Below are 18,929 nucleotides of genomic sequence, written 5' to 3'. Positions count from 1 at the left end.
TCCTACCTCGTTCTATCTCATGCCCCGCGTGGGGTCTCAAAATCTATGCTTGCGGATCGCTTCGGCTAGTTCTGTGCGGCCGAACACGTAACTTTGATGTCGTCGGCATCCCAGCCGGTCGGCTTACCGGTGCCCGCTCGGTAAAAGGTAATAATTTCCGAGCCGGGAGATGCATCATATTCGACCGAGCCGCCGTTGACGGTTTTCTGCACGTCAACGTTCTCGTGGTTCTGCTTAAAGAACGGATCGAGCTCGACCCCGCTTCCCCACGTAAGCTTTACCTTAGTCGTAACGCCCGTAACCGTCACACGATAGTTGTAGGCGTCAAAAGCGCCGGTATCCGAGTTCTCGTCGACCCACTCGCCCGAAACGCCCGAAGCCGTCACCTCTGCACGCTCGGAAGGCGCAATCTTGGCGGCGAGCCATTTTAGGTTGGTGCCAGGGCTATTGGGGCCGACCTGGGCCTTAACGGTGAAGGATGCTTTGTTGAGGTCCGCCTTGGAAAACGTAACCTTATAGGTATACATGGTTGCCCTGTTGGCAGGGAAGGAAAGGCCGACCGTGCCGTTCGCCGTCAGCGCAGGCTCACCGCTTATGCTCCAAGCTTTCGTCGTACCCGTCGCCGTCACGCTCAGCGTCGCGTTAACGTCCTTGTCGTTGACCTTGTTCTTGTCGCCCAGCAGATGGTTGTAAATGCGAAAGGTAAAAGAGCATTTTTCCCCACTCGTGTCGGCGATGACGCTTCGGACGGCAATACCCTCGTCATTCAGCGTCTCATTCGTGTAGCCCGTAAGCATGTCCGAGGCAAACAGCGCCTGCGACGTGCCCGAAACAGCAACCGACTTAAGAAAGTCGCCCGCCAAAAAGGCCGTGTAGGTAAGGTAGGTACCCGTCGCAATCGCGACGGCACACAGCAGCACCGCAACTGCCCATAGGCGTTTACGCACTTTGAAAGCAGGGGCCGCCGTCTCCGCGCAGCAAGGCTCTGCCTTAGAATCATCAACCTGTGCAAAGTGCTTGCCAACAGGCCTCGCGATTTCATTTTGCTCGTTCTTGTCTTTCCGCATCTGGCACCCCTCCCTTCCTACTTATTAGTTATTAGTGCCGCTCATGCCGCGAGCGATTAGATAAACCATGTCGGTCTCTTTGACGTTTGAGACCTTGGCACCACCCACGGTTACGCCATCCGCGTTCCACGTGCACTCAACAATAAAGTTGGTGGCATCGTTGGCTTTCGTGCCATTCCAACCGTCTAGATCGTCTTTTTGGAACACGTGGTACCGATACAGCGGACGGGCGTTTTTCTGGACATTCACGTACGAGCCGTACGTTGGATCGTTTTTCTCAAGCTCTTTAGCCAACGCATTTGTCCCGTCCGCGGAGTTGATAAAAGCGAACTTAATCGGGGTGCTGCTCTTCTTGCTCCATGAGTAGGTGCGGTTGAGCCCGTCGAGGCCGACCACATCTCCCTTCGTTGCCGACGATTCGTTGACCGTCACGTGATACACGTTGATTGTCAGCCCCGTGATATTCGTGGTATTTGCCACCTGCAGCTCAAACGCTTGACCGCCGGCAGCGGGATCGCCATTGTCACTCTGCACGCAAAACGCGCGACGAACGGTCACGGTGCCGTCGTCTTTCTTCTCATCGCCGCGTGACTCGTCATACGAAATCTCGATGGGCTCGATGCTCGTCTGGTTGGGACCCATGATCTTAAGCTGCGCGGGCGTTTGGATCTTGCCCACCGTAGACAGACTTTTGCTGCCCACAAACCACGAGAGCGACAAGCCGATGATAAGAGCGATTGCCGCCAGCAATATCAGGACCGCAAGGGCCTGTGCGCGGTGGTTTTCTATCCAATTGCGGGCATCGCCGAGGCGCGTTTGCATGGTGCTCATGAGCTCACGCCCTCCTGAGCGCTAATTCTAAGTTGGATGTATTTGACCTTATTGCCGATCTGCTCGTCGGCATTGTTGTACAGCGCCGAGCAGATGGCGGTGTCGCTGAAGGACATGCTAGACGAAACCAAGGGGGCGTTGACAGCACTTGTGCCGTTTGCCGCGCCATAGAAGTAGTTCGCTTTATGCTCGTTCATGTCCGCCTGCAGAGCGCCGTAGTCAGACTTTGCGTCGCCCGCCGCCGCAAACAGATTCTTGTAGTAATTCGTGTTGCCGGTAAGGACGAAGTTCTGAAAGTACTCCGGCCATACCCAGTACAGCGTGACGGGAACAGACTGGTTCGTCGGTTTAGCCTCGTTCCCGCCCTCGCAAAAACTGCTCTTTGGAATCGTGATTTGGCTGTTCGTCACGCGCCCCGAGTAATACCCGTTCTCGCAGCTCGTAAAGAACAGTACATGGCCTTTGATCAAGCCAAGGAGTGCCTCTGCCTCGGGCGCCAGCGTTCCTCCGTCCCCAACAACGCCAACAATGTTCGTGACCTTAAGCAAGCGCGACAGATTGATCGTGACCCCGTCCAGGTCACTCACCAGCGGCTTCACCGTAAACGTAATCTTACCTCGGGCACCCGGATACAGAGAGCCGGCGGACTCGTTGTTGAGGTTGGATTCCAGCGTTACCGTCATGGCGTCCGTCGTATCGAGCCTCGTGATGTTTTGCTTTTCGGCGTCCGTGCGCTCGTAATAGCCCACGTGTGCGCCGGACTCACCCTCGCCCGCGGCGGTCAGCGTGTACCGCCCCGCCTTCGCCCCGATCGTACTCCCCGTGGCGCTCACTCGGTTATTTGCGGCAAACCAGGCCAGGCATGCAAAGATGGCAACGATGGCGGCCAGCACAAACAGACCGCTCACCAGGAAATCCTTCCAGAAATCCTTGAGGGTCCGCACGTGCTCGTCGGCAGCTTGGCGGTACTCGGCCGCTGTCATGTGCTGCTGGAGCTCGCTATGTCGGTCCATGCCACTCATCGCTTACGTTTGCCCTGCTTGCGGGCTTGCCATCCTTTTCCGCTCGGTCGCGTTTATCTGTTGTTCGCAGGAGGAGAATTCAGGCAGAATACAACACCATACGATAAGGTAAAAGAATAGCATTGGCCTGCGGTTTGCTCCACAACGCAAACCTTAATGATGTCTTAAAAGTCAAACCCTTGGTGCAAGTGGTCAGGTTACTTCGTGCCAACATGGCGCAAACAAACATGACCACTTGCGCCAATCCCCTTGCACCAAATTCGGATTTTCGGGTGTTAGCGATTCGGATTTTCATGTTCTGAGGATTCGGATTTTCGGGTGCTCAAGATTCGGATTTTCTGAACCCGCTGGTCAGGGGCATCTCTTATTGGCAAAAAGACGGGGAGCACCGATACGGCACTCCCCGTCCACTCAATACGCGATGGCTTTCTCGGCTACAGCTCGTTGGCCGCGTGATACGCCGTGCGAATGGCGCTCGCGATGTCGACGGTGCGCTCGCCCGAGCAGTCGCCCACGCAGGTCACGGGCACCGTCACGCCGTCCAGATCAAACGCGTTGGCCTTGGAGCCCACGGCCATCACCACGTAATCGCAGGCGATCTTCACCGGCTCCTCGGCACCATCTTCGGCGGTGCGAGCAGCCTCCACGCCCTCGTCGGTAATGGCGGTCAGGCGGGTCTTAACATGCTGCTCCACGTTATGCTCGGCAAAGTCGCTCATAATCAGCGGCAGAATGGTCTCGGACTCGCCCGCGGCAATCTTATCGAGCATCTCCACGATCGCCACCTCGCAGCCGTGCTGCAGCAGGTACTCGGCAGTCTCGGTGCCCACCAGGCCGCCGCCAATGACGGTGACGCGGCCCGTAAGCTCCACCTTGCCGGCCAGCACGTCCCAGCTCGAGACGACCTTCTCCGAGTCGGCACCCGGAACGGGGATGACCACGTCGTGCGCGCCCACGGCCACAATCGCGGCGTCGGCGGCGTTGAGGTCCTCAGCGGTAGCGGCATGGTTGAGCTCAACCTTCACGCCCAGGCCGGGCAGAATCTTCTCGTAGTACTCAACGGAGCGCATGATCTCGTCCTTGCGCGGGGGTGCTGCCGCCAGCACGATCTGGCCACCCAGATGATCGCTCGCCTCGTAGACGGTCACATCGTAGCCGCGCTTGGCCGCCACGCGTGCAGCCTCCAGGCCGGCGATACCGCCGCCCACCACGGCGATCTTCTTGTCGCCCTCGCCCGGCTTAATGGCGATGGTCGCCTCGTCGCCGTTCTCGGCATTGAGCACGCACGAGATGTACTTGCGGTTTTGAATCGCATCGACGCAGCCCTTGTTGCAGTTGAGGCACTCGCGGATGGGCTCGCCCGTGGCGGCCTTCAGCGCAATGTCGGGGTCGCACATGAGCGAGCGGCCATAGGCGATGATGTCGGCAGAGCCATCCTCCAGGATCTTCTCGCCGGCCTCGACCGAAACCACGCGGCCGACGGTTGCCACCGGCACGGAGACCAGGGCCTTGACGCGCTCGGCCACGGGCAGCGTCCAGTTGTAGGGCATGGCGCCCATGGGCGGAATGGTGTCGCCCATGTTGCCGGTGTGGTTTGCCTGTGCAACCTGGATCATGTCGATGCCCGCGCCCTCGAGCAGCTTGGCAAACTCGCAGGCCTCGTCGGGCTGCAGGCCGCCCTTGCCGCGCGGCGTGCCGTCGGGGTTCTCCATAATCACAGGGAGCTTGTACTCCACCATCAGCTGCGGCGCGGCTTCCTTAATGGCAGCGACGACCTCGAGCGCATAGCGAACGCGGTTCTCGAACGAGCCACCGTACTCGTCGGTGCGCTTGTTGAGGATGGCCGAGCACAGCGAACCCACCAGGCGGTCGCCGTGGACCTCGATGGCGTCGATTCCGGCCTGCTGCGCGCGAGCGGCCGAGGCAGCGATAGCCTCCTTGATCTGGGTGAGCTGCTCTACGCTCGCCTCGTTCACGAAGTGCTGCATATCGTGGTGCAGCTTGGCATAGGCCTGCTTGCGGATCTCGTTGGACTCGGCCATCTTGGCGGCAAAGGTCTCCTCGTCACCGGCGGCCTTGGCTTCCTGCGCGGCCTTGGCGGCGGCCATGGATCCCATGACCATGCGGCCGACGCCGGGCACGTCGTACTCGGGGTGGAACAGCTGCAGCGCGACCTTGGCACCGTGCTTGTGGACGGCGTCGGCCAGCGCCTTAAACGTGGGGATCTGGGCGTCAGTCGCCAGCTTGGGCGTGGGGCTCGCGGTCATAACGGGAGCGACGTCGCCGATGACGATGTAGCTCACGCCGCCACGGGCCAGGCGCTCGTAAAAAGCCAGGCTGCGCTCGCCAATGGAGCCGTCGCGCTCCTCGTAGCCGGTGGTCAGCGGCGGGAACATAATGCGGTTCTTGAGCTCAAGGGGGCCAACCGTAATGGGCTGGAGCAGTTTGGATGCAGGTGCGGTCATGGACATTCCTCTCTTGTAGGCGCGGCGGCGATGGTGCCGCGTAGTTGTCTAGAGGATATGGCATGAGAGCACGGCGGCACAACGAAAATCGGCGAATATCAGGTGACGGCAGGTGGATGGGACGGGGCGGCCCGTCGGTTTGTCTCAATCTGTAACAGTTACTCGGCAAAACCGGGTCTTGCTGTTACAGATCAAGACGTTCCTCTCAACCCATCCTCAACAATCTAGATCTGTAACAGCTAGGCCCACTTTTGACCCCCACCTGTTACAGATCGAGACAAACCAATCTAGCCTGCCGAAAGATCTCAATCTGTAACAGTTACTCGGCAAAAACCGTCCCTCGTGTTACAGATCGAGACAAATCAATCTAGCCTGCCGAAAGATCTCAATCTGTAACAGTTACTCGGCAAAAACCGTCCCTCGTGTTACAGATCGAGACAAATCAAACCCGCCTGCTAGAAAATCTCAATCTGTAACAGCTGCCCGGCAAAATCCGTCCCTCGTGTTACAGATTTAGACAAACGCGGCCCAAACCGCCGGCATATCTCGATCTGTAACACCTAGCCGCCCAAATCGGGTCTAGATGTTACAAATCGAGATTCTGTTGAGAGGCCGAAAATTGGACCGAAAACACGGTCCCGGAATAACAAAAAAGCTCGCCGGCTTGACCGACGAGCTGCAAGTTCTTGGTCGCGGGGGCAGGATTTGAACCTACGACCTCCGGGTTATGAGCCCGGCGAGCTACCAGACTGCTCCACCCCGCAATGTCTGGGCGCTTCATGTGCGCAAGAAAGAATATTACGTGGGAGTTCGGTAAACGGCAAGGAAAATCTCGTAGAGCATAATTCCTTCATATTTAAACCCCTCAGCCCATATCACTGTAACCGAATCGCAGCCGAGCGCCGTCGACGGCGCGTATACAATGGTGCGCGTCCTTTTATGCCAACACCGGGAGTAGACATGCTGCTCGCTATCGATATGGGAAACACGCAGACGGCCATGGGCCTGTTTGACGGAGACGAGCTGGTGCAGTCGTGGCGCATGCCCACCGACCGCTCCTATACCGCCGACGAGATCCACGTGCGCCTGATGGGTTTCTTTAAGATGTACGGCCTTTCGCTCGACGCGGTCGACGCGATCGCCTTTGCCGGCGTGGTGCCGCAGCTCTCGCGCGAGTGGCACGCCGTGGCCGACCGCATCGCGGCGGACGCCATCGTTATCGGGCCGCAGACGGCCGCCGTAACCAAGCTGCGTGCGGCACGCCCTCAGGCCGTGGGTGCCGATCGCGTCGCCAACGCCGTTGCGGCCGAGACCTTCTACGGCGCCCCGGCAATCGTGGTGGACTTTGGCACCGCGACCAATATCGACGTCATCGATAAGGACGGTTATTACATTGGCGGAGCGATCGCGCCGGGCATCCGCATCTCCATGGACGCGCTTGCCGCCCGTGCCGCCAAGCTCGCCAGCGTTCCGCTCGAGGCGCCGGAGCACGCCATCGGCCGCGATACCGAGGAGTGCATCAAGGTCGGCGCCGTGATGGGCGCCGCCGCCATGGCCGAGGGCCTAGTCGCGCGCATGAAGCGCGAGCTGGACCGCGAGGACGCCACCGTTATCGCCACGGGCGGTCTCGCCGGCATCGTCGCCGATTCGACCGATGCCTTCGACGTGGTCGACGGGCAGCTCACCATCAAGGGCATCTGCGAAATCTACCGCCGCATGCAGGAGCTGGGGTAAGACGGGGCTTAAGTCGAGCACGCCCGATGTCACAGCCCCGCAAACGTTCGCCAAGCCTATTCCTCAAAATCGAAATTTTTTCGATTTTGAGGAATAGGACCGAGATGCCGCCCCACAGTCACACAGAAGCCCTCCCCGGTGCAGGCCGAAGAGGGCTTCGTTGTCATCGTTATCTTTGAGCGCTGGCGCCCCGCGCTACAGCCCGCGAATGCGTGCGGCCTCGGGCGGAAATTCCTGCTCGCCGGCATCGGTCTTGATGGTCGCACGACCCCAGATGTCCAGGCCCGCAAATACACCAACCGCAAGCGGCAAGCCGTTGGGCGACACCGCCGCAACTTGGCGACCCAGCAGCGGCACCATGTCGAAGTACTCGCCCAACACGGGGGCCAGCGGACCGGCAGCGCCCTGCGGCGTGTTGGCAACAGCCGCCCAGGCGTCCACACGGGTCAGCACGGCGGCAGACAACTCCTCGACCAGCGCTTCGTCGGCCGCATCCACACCGAGCTCGCTCAGCGCCGAACGTTCAATATCCACCGTCACGGCACCGAACATGCCCGCAGCACCGTCGCCGCCGTTGACGGTGACGCGCGCGAACGACGTCTCAAACGCAGGCGCACCGCACACGATGTCACTCGGCCACTGGATGCCCACCTTGCCGGCAAGGCCCAGGCCCGGCGTCGACGCCGTGCCCGCGAGCGCGTCCATCATGCCCATCGCCGCCACAAACGGCAGGCCGTGGAAGGCATGCATATTCACGTCCGGGCGCACGACCAGCGAAAACGTCAACGACGCCTCGCCCGCGCTCCAAGCGCACCAGCCCGCGGACACACCCTCGCGACCCGCGTCGCGCGCGGCGTCAAGCTCGGTGCCGGCGGCTACAACATTCATCTCAATCATCTACATACGCCCCAATTCGCCCACGATATGGCCCACGCGGTCCTCGGGCTCCTTGACCTCGACACCGTTGTAGCGGAAGAACCGCGCCGGGTCGTGCATCAGATCCTCGAGCGGCACCAGTACAAAGTCGCGCTCGCCAATGAGTGGATGCGGCAGGCGCAGCTTTTTGCCGCCATGGATCTCGCCGTCCATCCACAGCAGGTCCAGGTCGATGGTGCGCGGACCGTTGACCTTGGCCTTCTTGGAGCGGTCGCGCCCCAGCTCAGCCTCGATCTTCATAAGCTCGTCGAGCAGCACCAGCGGCGCCAGCTCGGTCTTGATCTCGATGACGGCGTTGGCAAACGCATCTTGGCGCGTCTCGTAGGCCGGCTCGCTCTCGTAGATGCGCGAGCAGTTGGACACACAGGTGAGCGGAATCTCGGCGATCATGTCGCGTGCGGCGCGGATGTTGTCGCAACGATGCCCCAGGTTGGAGCCCACGGCCACAAACGCACGGCGCGGCTGCGGCTTGGCGACAGCCCAGTAGCCGTTCAGGAACTGCGCAAAGCCGGTGACGTCGTGCACGCGCACGATGTTGGCACCGGCCTGGATAGCGCCCAGGCACACGCCAAACGTGGCGGCATCGCGCGCGGCGGCCTCGGTCACGCCCGAGACGGCGCCCACAAAACGCTTGCGCGACACGGCGCACATGAGCGGGTAGCCCAGCGACGCCATCTTGGCGGTCTCGCGCTGGATGACGATGTCCTCGTTGGCCGTCTTGCCAAAGCCCGGACCGGGATCGATACAGATGCGGTCGCGCGACACGCCGGCATGGATAAGCGTGCGGGCCTGGTCGGACAGAAAGCCCATGACACGGCGCATGATGGGCGCCGAATCAGGCAGGGTAAAGCGGCGGAGCTGCGAGGTGGGCACGTAGGCCTCCTCGCGGCGGGCACTGCGGCGCATCATGGCTGCCAGGTGGTCATTGGGCTCCGGCGCGGGCTCAGGGGTCGCAACGGCCTCGGCGACAGGGATAGCCTGCTCGGCGGCCGGTGCCTCCTGCTTCTGCTCGTCCGTGGGCTCGGGCGCGGGTTCCGGATCGCCGAACGGCAGCGAGGGCTGCACCACGCCTCCCGGCAGCTTAGCCTCCGTCTTGGGCTCTCCCAGCAACTTGCCGCGACGGCGGCGGGCAGGCTTCTCGGCCTCGCGCGCAGCCTCGGCGGCCGCCTCGCGCGCCTTCTCGGCAACAAACGCCGCGGCCGAGGTATCGAGCTGCACCGTCGCGTGCGTGCGGGTGGGCGCCGCGATCTCGCCGGCGTGCATCACGATGACACCGCAGGTGCTCGTCGCGACAAACTCGACCATCTTGGGGTCGGTGAAGCCCTTCACGTCGTTGACGATCGAGGCGCCGCAGCGCACGGCCGCCTTGGCAACCGCCACGTGGCGCGTGTCGATCGAGACGATAGCGCCCTCTTTGGCCAGCGCGCGTACCACGGGCAGCACGCGGCGAGCCTCCTCGTCGGGGTTGACCGGGGTAAATCCGGGGCGCGTGGATTCGCCGCCCACGTCGATGATGTCGGCACCGGCGTCGAGCATCGCCAGGCCGTACTCGATGGCGACATCCGGGTCGAAGTGCTCACCGCCATCGCTAAACGAATCGGGCGTCACGTTGAGGACGCCCATGATGCGCGGGCGGTCAAAGCTGAGCTCGTACTTTCCGCACCGCCATGTCTTGCTATCGTTCGCCATGAACATCCTCCTAAAATGCCCGCGCCGCCGCGCTCGGGCGCTGGCGGCGGGGTCGCTTTGCAATCAGTCTTTCTATTGTATCCGCGCATACGGGCTAGAACGCAAACGCGGCCGCGATGTCGCAAGAAATCAGCAGGTCGGCATTTGCATCCTGATCGGTGGGAGCAAGATTGCAAATGGCCAGCGTATCGCCGGTAAAGTAGCGCGTAAGGCCCGCCGCCGGATACACTACGAGCGAGGTTCCGCCCACGATGAGGGCATCGGCCGCGGCGATGGCGGCAACGGCACCAGTCAGCACGCGCTCATCGAGCGGCTCCTCGTAGAGCACCACATCGGGCTTAATGCGCCCACCGCACGCAGGACACACGGGCACACCCGCGGCGTCCTCGTGCTCGCGCGAGCAAATCCACTCGGCGCTATAGACCGCGCCGCACGACTGACAAATGTTGCGATGGACCGATCCGTGCAGCTCGAATACGCGCTGCGAACCGGCCATCTGATGCAGGCCGTCGATATTTTGCGTCACCACGGCATTTAGCTTTCCGGCGCGCTCCAGCTCGGCCAGCTTGGTGTGGCAGCGGTTGGGCTTAGCGCCAAGCGCGATCATCTTGGTGCGGTAGAAGTCGAAGAACTCGGCCGGATGCGCCTCATAAAAGCTATGCGAGAGCATGGTCTCGGGCGGATAGGCAAACTGCTGGTGATACAGGCCGTCCACGCTGCGGAAATCGGGGATGCCACTCGCCGTGGAAACACCCGCGCCACCAAAGAAGACCACGCGCTTGTGGGTGCCGAACAGCTCTTCCAGCGCGGCGGAGGCCTGCTTGGGATCCGTTATTGCCTGCGTCATATGAGTCCTCCGTCCTTGTTGGTCGGATGGCGGCGGGCGCTTGCCCGGCGCGCAGCCTTTGGGTCGACACGCGCGGAGCCCACCACCGCCCCTGTTGCGCTAATCTTAAGCCTGCCAACCCCGTCGAAAGGACACCATGCCTCAGACTTACACTTTCGCCTCGTGGAACGTCAACGGCCTGCGCGCCGTGCTCAAAAAGGACCCGAGCTTTATCCAGATCGCGCAAGAACTCGACGTTGATATCCTGGCGCTGCAAGAGACCAAGCTGCAGGAGGGCCAGGTCGATATTGACCTGGCCGGCTATCACCAAACCTGGAGCTATGCCGAGCGTAAAGGCTATTCGGGCACTGCGGTCTTTAGCCGCCAGGAACCGCTGCGCGTGTTGCGCGCCGACGCGCTGCTGCCTTACGCCGGCGAGGGCGAGACGGCCGAGCTCGTCGCCCAAGCCGCAACCGAGGGCCGCGTCTGTGCGCTCGAGTTCGACAAGTTTTGGTTCGTGGATGTCTACACGCCCAACGCCCAAAATGAGCTCGCGCGCATCGATGTGCGTATGGCCTGGGACGATGCCTACCGCGGCTTTTTGAACGCGCTCGAGCGCGAGACCGGCAAACCCGTCGTAACCTGCGGCGACTTTAACGTGGCACACGAGGAGATCGACCTTAAGAACCCCAAGTCCAACCGTGGCAACGCCGGCTTTTCGGACGAAGAGCGCGGCAAGTTTACCGAGCTGCTCAACGCCGGGTTTACCGATACCTGGCGCGCGGCAAACCCCAACGTCGAGGGCGTCTACAGCTGGTGGAGCTACCGCTTTAATGCCCGCAAGAACAACGCCGGCTGGCGCATCGATTACTTCCTGGTAAGTGACGCAATCGCCGGCAATGTGCGCGACGCCGGCATCCGTGGCGATATCTTTGGCAGCGACCACTGTCCCGTCACCCTCACGCTAGAGCTCTAGCCCCAACTGATTCCCTGGGGACGGAGGAAAGGGGATCATTTTCACCTCGCGAGGGCATCCACGCGGCCCATCCGCCACGAAACTGGCCCATCTAGTACGTTTAAGCCACTATCCTCAACCACAGCGAACAACGAAATCAGAACCACCCTTAAAAAGGGTGGTTTGCTCTTAGGGTATAACCCACGGGCCCCGGGCTCGCGTCTAAAGGCGCGGGCCCGGACTTCGTCCAGGCCTAGTGCATCTTGACCCGTGGCGCGCCGGTCGAACCGGCAGGATCACCTCCTCTTGAAGGGGTCCTCGTACTCCTTCACGCTCAGCTTGTCCAGCGCGATGTCGTGGGACTCCTGCTCCCTGATGTACTTGGCGATCGTCGCCTCGTTCAGGCCGACGGTGGACACGTAGTAGCCCTCCGCCCAGAACTTCCTGTTGCCGAACTTGTACTTGAGGTTGGCGTGCCTGTCGAATATCATCAGCGAGCTCTTCCCCTTCAGGTAGCCCATGACGCTCGCGACGCTGTACTTCGGCGGGATCGCCAGCAGCACGTGCACGTGGTCTGGCATCAGGTGCCCCTCGATTATCTCGATCCCCTTGTACTCGCACAGCTTCCTGAGGATCTCCCCTATGTCGCTCCTGATTTGGTTGTAGATCACTTTGCGCCTATACTTCGGCGTGAACACGATGTGGTACTTGCACATCCACTTCGTGTGGGAAAGGCTGTAGGCCTTCTGGGCCATGGCGACCACCCCTTCGACTCGAATTCTTGACGGCCTGAACAATCGTCAATATCGGTCGGAGGGGTGGCTTTGTAAAGCCGTTTGTCTCCACCCGCGTAGCGGGTGGTTCAAAGCTGGCCGCTGCGCGGCCAGCAGACTAAAGTCTTGAAAAAAGAAAACCGCAGGTAGAAAGCCTGCGGTTTTTCATAAAACGCGGTTATGGTCGGGGGTATCAAGCTAAACGTAGTAGATGGGCCAGTTTTGTGGCAAGAGCCGTCAACTGATTCCCTGGGGGCGTCTGGAGACGGAAGAAAGCGGATCGATTTGGCTCTCTGAGGACCACGACGCCCGTCATATCAGCCGACCATTCCAAAACTATGCCGGTTTACGGGGCTGAATCGCGACCCCCCAACCACGCGCAATTCGAGCAAAATAAAACCGCAGGTAGACGGCTTGTCTATTTTCGAAAAATGCCGGTATGGTCGGCCTGCGTCAATCCAGCCCCGTAAACCGGCATAGTTTTGATATGACACCAAGGCAGTATTGATTCTCGTCCCGGCGCAACCGTCACTACAGTCCGTACTTCACGACGACGCGGTTGATCCGTCGACACCAGGCCCTGTACAGGGCGGCTAAGAACACGCAGGTCGCGAGGCCGTGTGTGATATCGAACGGCACTGCCGTGGCAAGACGCGCCACGGCGCCCGCCCACGTGAGCGGCTGCACAAAACCGATGATGTCGTAGGCGTTGATTACCACGCCGTAGAGCAGGCCCGATGCAAAGCCGTACGCCATCAGCGCCGGCATGCGCACGGTTCCATCCGCACGGTCGAACGCGCCCGCATGCGCCAGCGCGCCGCCAACATAGCCAACCAGGCCCCAGGCATACATCTGCCATGGCGTCCACATGCCCTGTCCAAAAAAGAAGTTGCTGGTCAGCGCCGCCAGCGCACCAACCATAAAGCCGTTACGACGACCGAGCGTCGCCCCGGCGATAATGGCGATGGCGCTCACGGGTTTAAAGTCGGGAATGGGGCCAAACAAGATGCGCCCCGCCGCGGCCAACGCCGCCAGAACCAGCGTGGGCATAATCTGGCGCAGGCCCGGTCGCGATGCCTCGTAGCCCGCAAAGAACAACGCAAGCACCAGCGCCACCACGACAAGCATGGCAAGTGCCGCCTGCTCAACGCCTGCCAGCAACGCCGCAGCCATCACTGCGGGAACCGCCAGCAGCAGTGGTATCTCCAGTTTTGCGAGTAGGCGCGCGACGCGATAATCCGTCATCCCATCACGCCCTATAAAACACATTGTCGGCAAAGAAGTCGGACGGCGGCTCCATGCAGGCAATCTCGCCGTCGAACATCATGGCAATGTCATCGGCAACCTGCTCGGCAAAATCCAGATCGTGCGTGGCCATGATGACGGTGCCGCCAGCCTTCGCATGGTCACGCAGGGCGCGAGCGATGATACGGCGGCTGGCCAGGTCCAAGCCCTTGGTGGGCTCATCGAACAACAGCAGCTCGGGGCCAATCAGAAGCAGTTTTGCCAACGCAAGCAGTTGACGCTGCCCGCCCGAAAGATCGTACGGGTGGCGCCCATCCAGGCCGTCCAATCCCAGCTGCGCCGCGCGCTCCTGGGCCGCGCCCTCGTCATACCCGCAGGTCGAAGCCCATTCCATCAGCTCATCGCGCACTGTCTCGGCAACCAGCAACGCCTTGGGATTCTGAGGCAGCAGTGCCGCCGAGGCAGCCCCGCGCTCCATATGCCCACGCTGCAACTTGACCGTCTTGGCCAGCACCGAAAGCATTGTCGACTTACCACAGCCGTTACCGCCCACAACCGCATGCACCGCGCCTGCCGAAAACGACGCATCGAGTCCGCGCAGCACCCAGCCGGACGCCCGATCGTAGCGAAACCAGCTCCCTGCCAGGGTGGTAGCCGACCCAGCGTGCATTTTTGGGAGAATTCGGCATCCACCGGCGCGCGATGGCGCCCCCGAGTCGTCTTGCGGCGGTATTTGCGCCTCAAATTCACCCGATTTGTCCGATTTCAGCCATTTTTCTGCACCCGGAGCGCCCGCGCGCGGGTCCAAAGAGCCCGGCTGGCCACTGGCGCTGCTGAAAACTCCGTTTTTTGCACGCCGCGAGGCACCCCACCCTGACGCCTCGCCAGAAAACAGCTCTTCACGATGCCCCAGGGAGGCAATGTCGGCCACCTCGCACACGCGTCCGTCTTCAATCCGATACGCGCACGTCGCGTATTCGAGCATCGGACGTGGCTGATGCGTTGCCACGACAACCGTGCAGCCCAGCTCGCGATTCACGCGGAACAGCGCATGCAGAAAACTCTTCTCGGCAACGGGATCCAGTTGGGACGTGGGCTCGTCGAGCAGCAGCACGCGTGGGCGCAGCGCCAGCACAGCCGCCAGCGACAGCAGCTGTTTGCGTCCACCCGAAAGCGTATCGGTATCGCGGTGGAGCCAATCCTCCAACCCAAAGAAATAGCTGGTCTCGGCCACGCGACGGCGCATCTCGTCGCGCGACATGCCTAAGTTTTCCAGACCAAACGCCATCTCGTGCCACACGGTTTCGCACACGATCTGGTTCTCGGGGTCCTGAAACACATAGCCCACGCGCTCCGCGGACGCCCGAACATCCATGTCGGCAACGCTCTCGCCCAGCACGCGCAGCTCGCCAGCGCATTCGCCCGTCGGCGAAATCTCGGGTTTGAGCAGCGAGAGCAGCGTCGACTTGCCCGATCCGGTACCGCCAACAAGCAGCGCAAACGCTCCTTGGGAAACACGCCAATCGAGCCCCTCGAACACCGGTGCCTCAGCCCCGGGGTAGGCAAAGCGCAGACCCCGCGCTTCAATCGCCGGCGTATCCGAGCCGCACACCATGCCCGCCATCATGCTTCCGTCCAACCGGGTCATCAGCCAAACCTCTTCTCGTCAATCGCGTGCAGCACACAGGGCAGCGCCATCCAGGCCACGTATACAACATAGCCCGGCCACGGCGCCGGCGCCGATAGCTGCGGGTAAAACGAATACTGCGTCGTCGCGGTCCATGCCACCGCCACCGCGGCGGCACCAAACAACGCAAGCCCAACCAGCGCGGCAACATCGCCGCGCCCCAGCCGATACCGCGCGTACGTCGTTCGACGCGTCGCAGCACCCCATCCGCGCGAGCGCATGGCGTCCGCGCGCTCCAGCGAATCCTCCATGCCCCAGCCCATCAACACACTCGATGCACGCAAACGCGAACGCACGGGGTCGGCCGGCGCGCGCCCCGGTACATCAATCGCATCCTGTACCGCCAGTACCGTACGACCGCGGCGCAAAAACTGCGGGATAAGCCGCATACACATCGAGATCATGAGCGCGATCACCGGCGCGGCGTTACCCAAAAGCGCAAGCACCTTGTCGTAGCCAAGCATCGATGCCGCCGCCTCAAACCACAGCACGCTCGCCACAAACAGCCCGCCCATGCACAGGCCGTAAACCATGCTCTCTAGATACACCGCACGCATGCCAATACGGAACAGCTCCGTCGAGCCCGAGGCGCTAAACAGCGGATTGAGCACCGCGATGATCAAAATCACCGGCAGCTGCCAGCGAAGCGCCCCCAACGCGCGCGCGACGCCGCGCGTCGCAAACCCGTACGCCAACCCGCCCGCAAGCGACAGCGCAATCAGCACCGGTTGCATCGAGAACATGGTGAGTCCCAGCGTCAGCACCGTGTAGAGCGCCGGCACCGCCGGATGCGACATCGAAAATGCCGCGACGGGTTCGTTGCCCGATTCCTCTCGCATGATATCCACGGGCACCTCCCATCCCCTCGCGCAAAACGCCAACGCCGCAGCGCCGCCGCCATGCACAACCAGCGCAAACACCACGCCGGCGGCAGCGACACCGGCCGTCACGCGTCAATCGTTACGCGCTCATCATATGCCTGCGGTATCATATTGTGCCGTGTATCGTTTCCAAACACACGTCTCTATAACGTAACAGGAGATCACATGGACGCAACCGCAATTATCCTCGCCGCCGGCGAGGGCACCCGCATGAAGTCGAACCACTGCAAGGTTTCGCACAAGATCCTGGGCAAGCCCATGGTCCAGTGGATCGTCGACGCCACCATCAAGGCCGGCTGCAGCCGCGTCGTGGTCGTCATCGGCAGCCACGCCGACGAGATGCGCACCCTTATCGACGGCGCCTACGCCAACAGCGCCACCAAGGTCGAGCGCATCGAGCAGACCGAGCGCCTGGGCACCGGCCACGCCGTAAAGGTCGCGCTCGAGGCCTGCGGCATCACGCAAGGCCCCGTCGTCGTGCTCAACGGCGACCTGCCGCTCATCACCGCCGACACCGTCGCCAAGTTCGCGCAGACCGTCGCTACCGGCGAGCTCGCCTGCACCGTCATGACCATGACCCCGCCCGACCCCTTCGGCTACGGCCGCATCAAGCTGGGCGCCGACGGCCAGATCGAGCGCATCATCGAGCAGAAGGACTGCACGCCCGAGCAGGCCGCCACGCTGCTCGAATGCAACGCCGGCTGCTACGCCTTCGATGGCGCGCAGCTCGCCGCCCACATTGACGAGATCGGCAACGACAACGCGCAGTCCGAGTACTACCTGCCCGACATGCTCGAGATCCTCAAGGGTCACGGCCAGGCAGTCTCCATCTTCCACTGTGACGACTACCGCGACGGCCTGGGCGTCAACAGCCGCATCCAGCTCGCGCAGCTCACCGCCATCGCGCGCGACCGCATCAACGAGCACTGGATGGCCGAGGGCGTTACCTTCATCGACCCCACGCAGGCCTGGATCGGCCCCGATGCCGTTATCGGCCGCGACACCGTCGTGTGGCCGCAGACGCATCTGATCGGCCACGTCACCGTGGGCGAGGAGTGCCAGCTCGGCCCCAACAGCCGTCTCACCGACACCACCGTCGGCAGCGGCTGCACCATCGATGAGACCATCGCCATCGAGGCCGTCATCGAGAACGGCGTCGACTGCGGCCCGCGCGCCTACCTGCGCCCGGGCACCCACATGCTCGACGGCTCCAAGGCCGGCACGCACGTGGAGATCAAGAAGTCCACGATCGGCGAGGGCTCCAAGGTGCCGCACCTGTCCTACATCGGCGATACCACCATGGGCTCCGGCGTCAACGTGGGCGCGGGCTCCATCACCTGCAACTACGACGGCGTTCACAAGCACAAGACCGTCATCGGCAAGGACGCCTTCATCGGTTCCGACACCATGATGGTCGCACCCGCTCAGATCGGCGACGGCGCGCTCGTTGCCGCCGGCTCCGTCATCACCGAGCCGGTCCCGGCAGACGCGCTCGGCCTGGGCCGCGCCCGTCAGGTAAATATTGAGGGCTGGGCCGCCGATTACCGCCGCCGCCTGCACGAGGACGACGAGGCATAACGTTTTACCAAGCACAAAAGGAGCTGTTCCCATGGGGACGGCTCCTTTTTCTATCGTGACCTGCGCGACCGGATGAGTGGTCGGTTCGTGTCCGTTGACGGTAAAGACGTTATCAAGACTCAATAAGCCCCGTCGCGCGGTTACAATGCAACAAGGCATCTATATGGCATTCGATGTATAAAGGAGAAGGGTAATGCCGATTAATGATCCCGAGAAGTCGGAGAATATGCGCAAGTCCATCCGCGTGTATTCCGGTTCCTCCAACCGTCCCCTCGCTCAGAAGATCGCTGAGTACCTTGGGGTCGAGCTTTCGGGCCTTACGCTAAAGCAGTTCGCCAATGGTGAGATTTACGCCCGCTACGACGAGACCGTCCGCGGCGCCGACGTCTTCCTGATTCAGTCCGTGGCCGGCGGCAACGTCAACGACATGCTCATGGAGCTGCTCATCGCCACCGACGCTGCCAAGCGCGCATCCGCCCGCTCCATCACCGCCGTTATCACCCACTACGGCTATGCCCGCCAGGACCGCAAGGCCGGCCCGCGCGAGCCCATCACCGCCCGCCTCGTCGCCAACCTGCTCGAGCGCGCCGGCGTCGACCGCATCATCACCCTCGACCTGCACCAGGGTCAGATCCAGGGCTTCTTTGATATCCCGGTCAACCACCTGTCCGCACTGCCGCTGTTTGGCCAGTACTACAACGCCATGAACTTCGACACCGACAACCTGGTCGTCGTCTCCCCCGACGTGGGTCGTGCCAAGGCCGCCAAGAAGCTGTCCGACATGCTCGGCTGCGACCTGGCCATCGCCCACAAGGGCCGTCCGCGCCACAACGCCGCCGAGGTCATGGGCATCATCGGTGACATCAAGGGCAAGACCTGCGTCATCAATGACGACATGATCGACACCGCTGGCACCCTGTGCGCCAACGTCAAGGAGCTCAAGGCCATGGGCGCTGGCGACATCTACGTCTGCGCCACCCACGGCATCTTCTCCGGTCCGGCCATCGAGCGCCTGAACGACGCCCCGATCGTCGAGTGCGTCGTCACCGACGCCATCCCCGTCGAGGTCGGCGGCAAGATTAAGACCATCTCGGTCGCCGAGGAGTTCGCTCAGGCCATCTCCGCCGTTTACCACGAGGAGCCCGTCTCCACGCTCGTCGGCGGCGACTTCGCGCTGTAGTCGCATCGTCCTTGCAACCCGGCGCATCGCCGTCGGAACAGAAGAAACCCCCGCGCTCCC

At 62.0% G+C, this 18,929-nt stretch carries 15 protein-coding genes and 1 tRNA gene; 4 read left to right on the top strand and 12 right to left on the bottom strand.

The features are described 5' to 3' along the window. Positions 1 to 65 precede the first annotated feature (65 nt). From ACKUUJ_RS02225 to ACKUUJ_RS02205, 5 genes are all read right to left on the bottom strand, one after another. Positions 66 to 1,067, bottom strand: coding sequence for a hypothetical protein (locus ACKUUJ_RS02225; RefSeq protein WP_409064510.1), 1,002 nt, complete (start codon positions 1,065 to 1,067; stop codon positions 66 to 68). A 24-nt stretch (positions 1,068 to 1,091) separates the two neighbouring features. Further along, on the bottom strand, positions 1,092 to 1,898 hold the full coding sequence (locus tag ACKUUJ_RS02220; protein ID WP_409064509.1) for a hypothetical protein: 807 nt from the start codon (positions 1,896 to 1,898) through the stop codon (positions 1,092 to 1,094). Further along, complete coding sequence (locus ACKUUJ_RS02215) at positions 1,895 to 2,911, bottom strand: hypothetical protein (protein WP_409064508.1); 1,017 nt, start codon at positions 2,909 to 2,911, stop codon at positions 1,895 to 1,897. Before ACKUUJ_RS02215 ends, ACKUUJ_RS02220 begins: the two co-directional genes overlap by 4 nt. Before the next feature lie 443 nt (positions 2,912 to 3,354). Continuing rightward, a complete protein-coding gene (gene bilR / locus ACKUUJ_RS02210) occupies positions 3,355 to 5,385 on the bottom strand; it encodes a bilirubin reductase, long form (RefSeq protein WP_409064507.1) in 2,031 nt (676 codons plus the stop codon). Positions 5,386 to 6,072: 687 nt separating this feature from the next. Continuing rightward, positions 6,073 to 6,149, bottom strand: a tRNA-Met gene (locus ACKUUJ_RS02205). Between the two features lie 196 nt (positions 6,150 to 6,345). On the opposite strand from ACKUUJ_RS02205, the gene ACKUUJ_RS02200 reads away from it, so the two are divergent. Further along, entirely contained in the window at positions 6,346 to 7,119 is a 774-nt protein-coding gene (locus ACKUUJ_RS02200) for a type III pantothenate kinase (RefSeq protein ID WP_409064506.1), read from the top strand. A 195-nt stretch (positions 7,120 to 7,314) separates the two neighbouring features. On the opposite strand, the gene ACKUUJ_RS02195 is transcribed toward ACKUUJ_RS02200, so the two are convergent. The 3 genes from ACKUUJ_RS02195 to ACKUUJ_RS02185 all read right to left on the bottom strand — a co-directional run bounded on the left by ACKUUJ_RS02195 (position 7,315) and on the right by ACKUUJ_RS02185 (position 10,591). Then, positions 7,315 to 8,016, bottom strand: coding sequence for a hypothetical protein (locus ACKUUJ_RS02195; protein ID WP_409064505.1), 702 nt, complete (start codon positions 8,014 to 8,016; stop codon positions 7,315 to 7,317). After that, positions 8,017 to 9,744 carry a dihydropteroate synthase gene (folP, locus tag ACKUUJ_RS02190; protein WP_409064504.1) on the bottom strand — a complete coding sequence of 576 codons (1,728 nt, stop codon included), beginning with the start codon at positions 9,742 to 9,744 and terminating at the stop codon, positions 8,017 to 8,019. A 94-nt stretch (positions 9,745 to 9,838) separates the two neighbouring features. Then, a complete protein-coding gene (locus ACKUUJ_RS02185) occupies positions 9,839 to 10,591 on the bottom strand; it encodes an NAD-dependent protein deacylase (protein ID WP_349108454.1) in 753 nt (250 codons plus the stop codon). 136 nt (positions 10,592 to 10,727) lie between these two features. Between ACKUUJ_RS02185 and ACKUUJ_RS02180 the strand changes: the two genes are divergently transcribed. Then, positions 10,728 to 11,546, top strand: a complete 819-nt coding sequence (locus tag ACKUUJ_RS02180) for an exodeoxyribonuclease III (RefSeq protein ID WP_409064503.1) — start codon at positions 10,728 to 10,730, stop codon at positions 11,544 to 11,546. 275 nt (positions 11,547 to 11,821) lie between these two features. Here the strand turns inward: ACKUUJ_RS02180 and tnpA are convergent, their stop codons facing one another. From tnpA to ACKUUJ_RS02160, 4 genes are all read right to left on the bottom strand, one after another. Beyond that, positions 11,822 to 12,280 (bottom strand): IS200/IS605 family transposase, encoded by a 459-nt coding sequence (gene tnpA / locus ACKUUJ_RS02175; protein WP_055250296.1) that lies wholly within the window; start codon positions 12,278 to 12,280, stop codon positions 11,822 to 11,824. Positions 12,281 to 12,829: 549 nt separating this feature from the next. Continuing rightward, on the bottom strand, positions 12,830 to 13,543 hold the full coding sequence (locus tag ACKUUJ_RS02170; RefSeq protein ID WP_409064502.1) for a DUF6580 family putative transport protein: 714 nt from the start codon (positions 13,541 to 13,543) through the stop codon (positions 12,830 to 12,832). Between the two features lie 4 nt (positions 13,544 to 13,547). After that, the gene (locus ACKUUJ_RS02165) at positions 13,548 to 15,191 is read right to left on the bottom strand and encodes an ABC transporter ATP-binding protein (RefSeq protein ID WP_409064501.1); all 1,644 of its coding nucleotides are present in this window, start codon (positions 15,189 to 15,191) and stop codon (positions 13,548 to 13,550) included. After that, positions 15,191 to 16,180: an energy-coupling factor transporter transmembrane component T gene (locus ACKUUJ_RS02160; protein WP_409064500.1), complete on the bottom strand. Its 990-nt coding sequence runs from the start codon at positions 16,178 to 16,180 to the stop codon at positions 15,191 to 15,193. Before ACKUUJ_RS02160 ends, ACKUUJ_RS02165 begins: the two co-directional genes overlap by 1 nt. Positions 16,181 to 16,276: 96 nt before the next feature. Between ACKUUJ_RS02160 and glmU the strand changes: the two genes are divergently transcribed. Together glmU and ACKUUJ_RS02150 are read left to right on the top strand one after the other, a co-directional pair. Continuing rightward, positions 16,277 to 17,689 (top strand): bifunctional UDP-N-acetylglucosamine diphosphorylase/glucosamine-1-phosphate N-acetyltransferase GlmU, encoded by a 1,413-nt coding sequence (gene glmU / locus ACKUUJ_RS02155; RefSeq protein WP_409064499.1) that lies wholly within the window; start codon positions 16,277 to 16,279, stop codon positions 17,687 to 17,689. Between the two features lie 193 nt (positions 17,690 to 17,882). Beyond that, positions 17,883 to 18,869, top strand: a complete 987-nt coding sequence (locus ACKUUJ_RS02150) for a ribose-phosphate pyrophosphokinase (RefSeq protein ID WP_055251541.1) — start codon at positions 17,883 to 17,885, stop codon at positions 18,867 to 18,869. The last annotated feature ends 60 nt before the right edge of the window (positions 18,870 to 18,929 follow it).

The organism is Collinsella sp. wc0583 (genome assembly GCF_046116915.1).
Taxonomy (GTDB): Bacteria; Actinomycetota; Coriobacteriia; order Coriobacteriales; family Coriobacteriaceae; genus Collinsella.
Note: the sequence above shows the minus strand (reverse complement) of the source record. Positions and strands in the feature narration are given on the sequence as shown.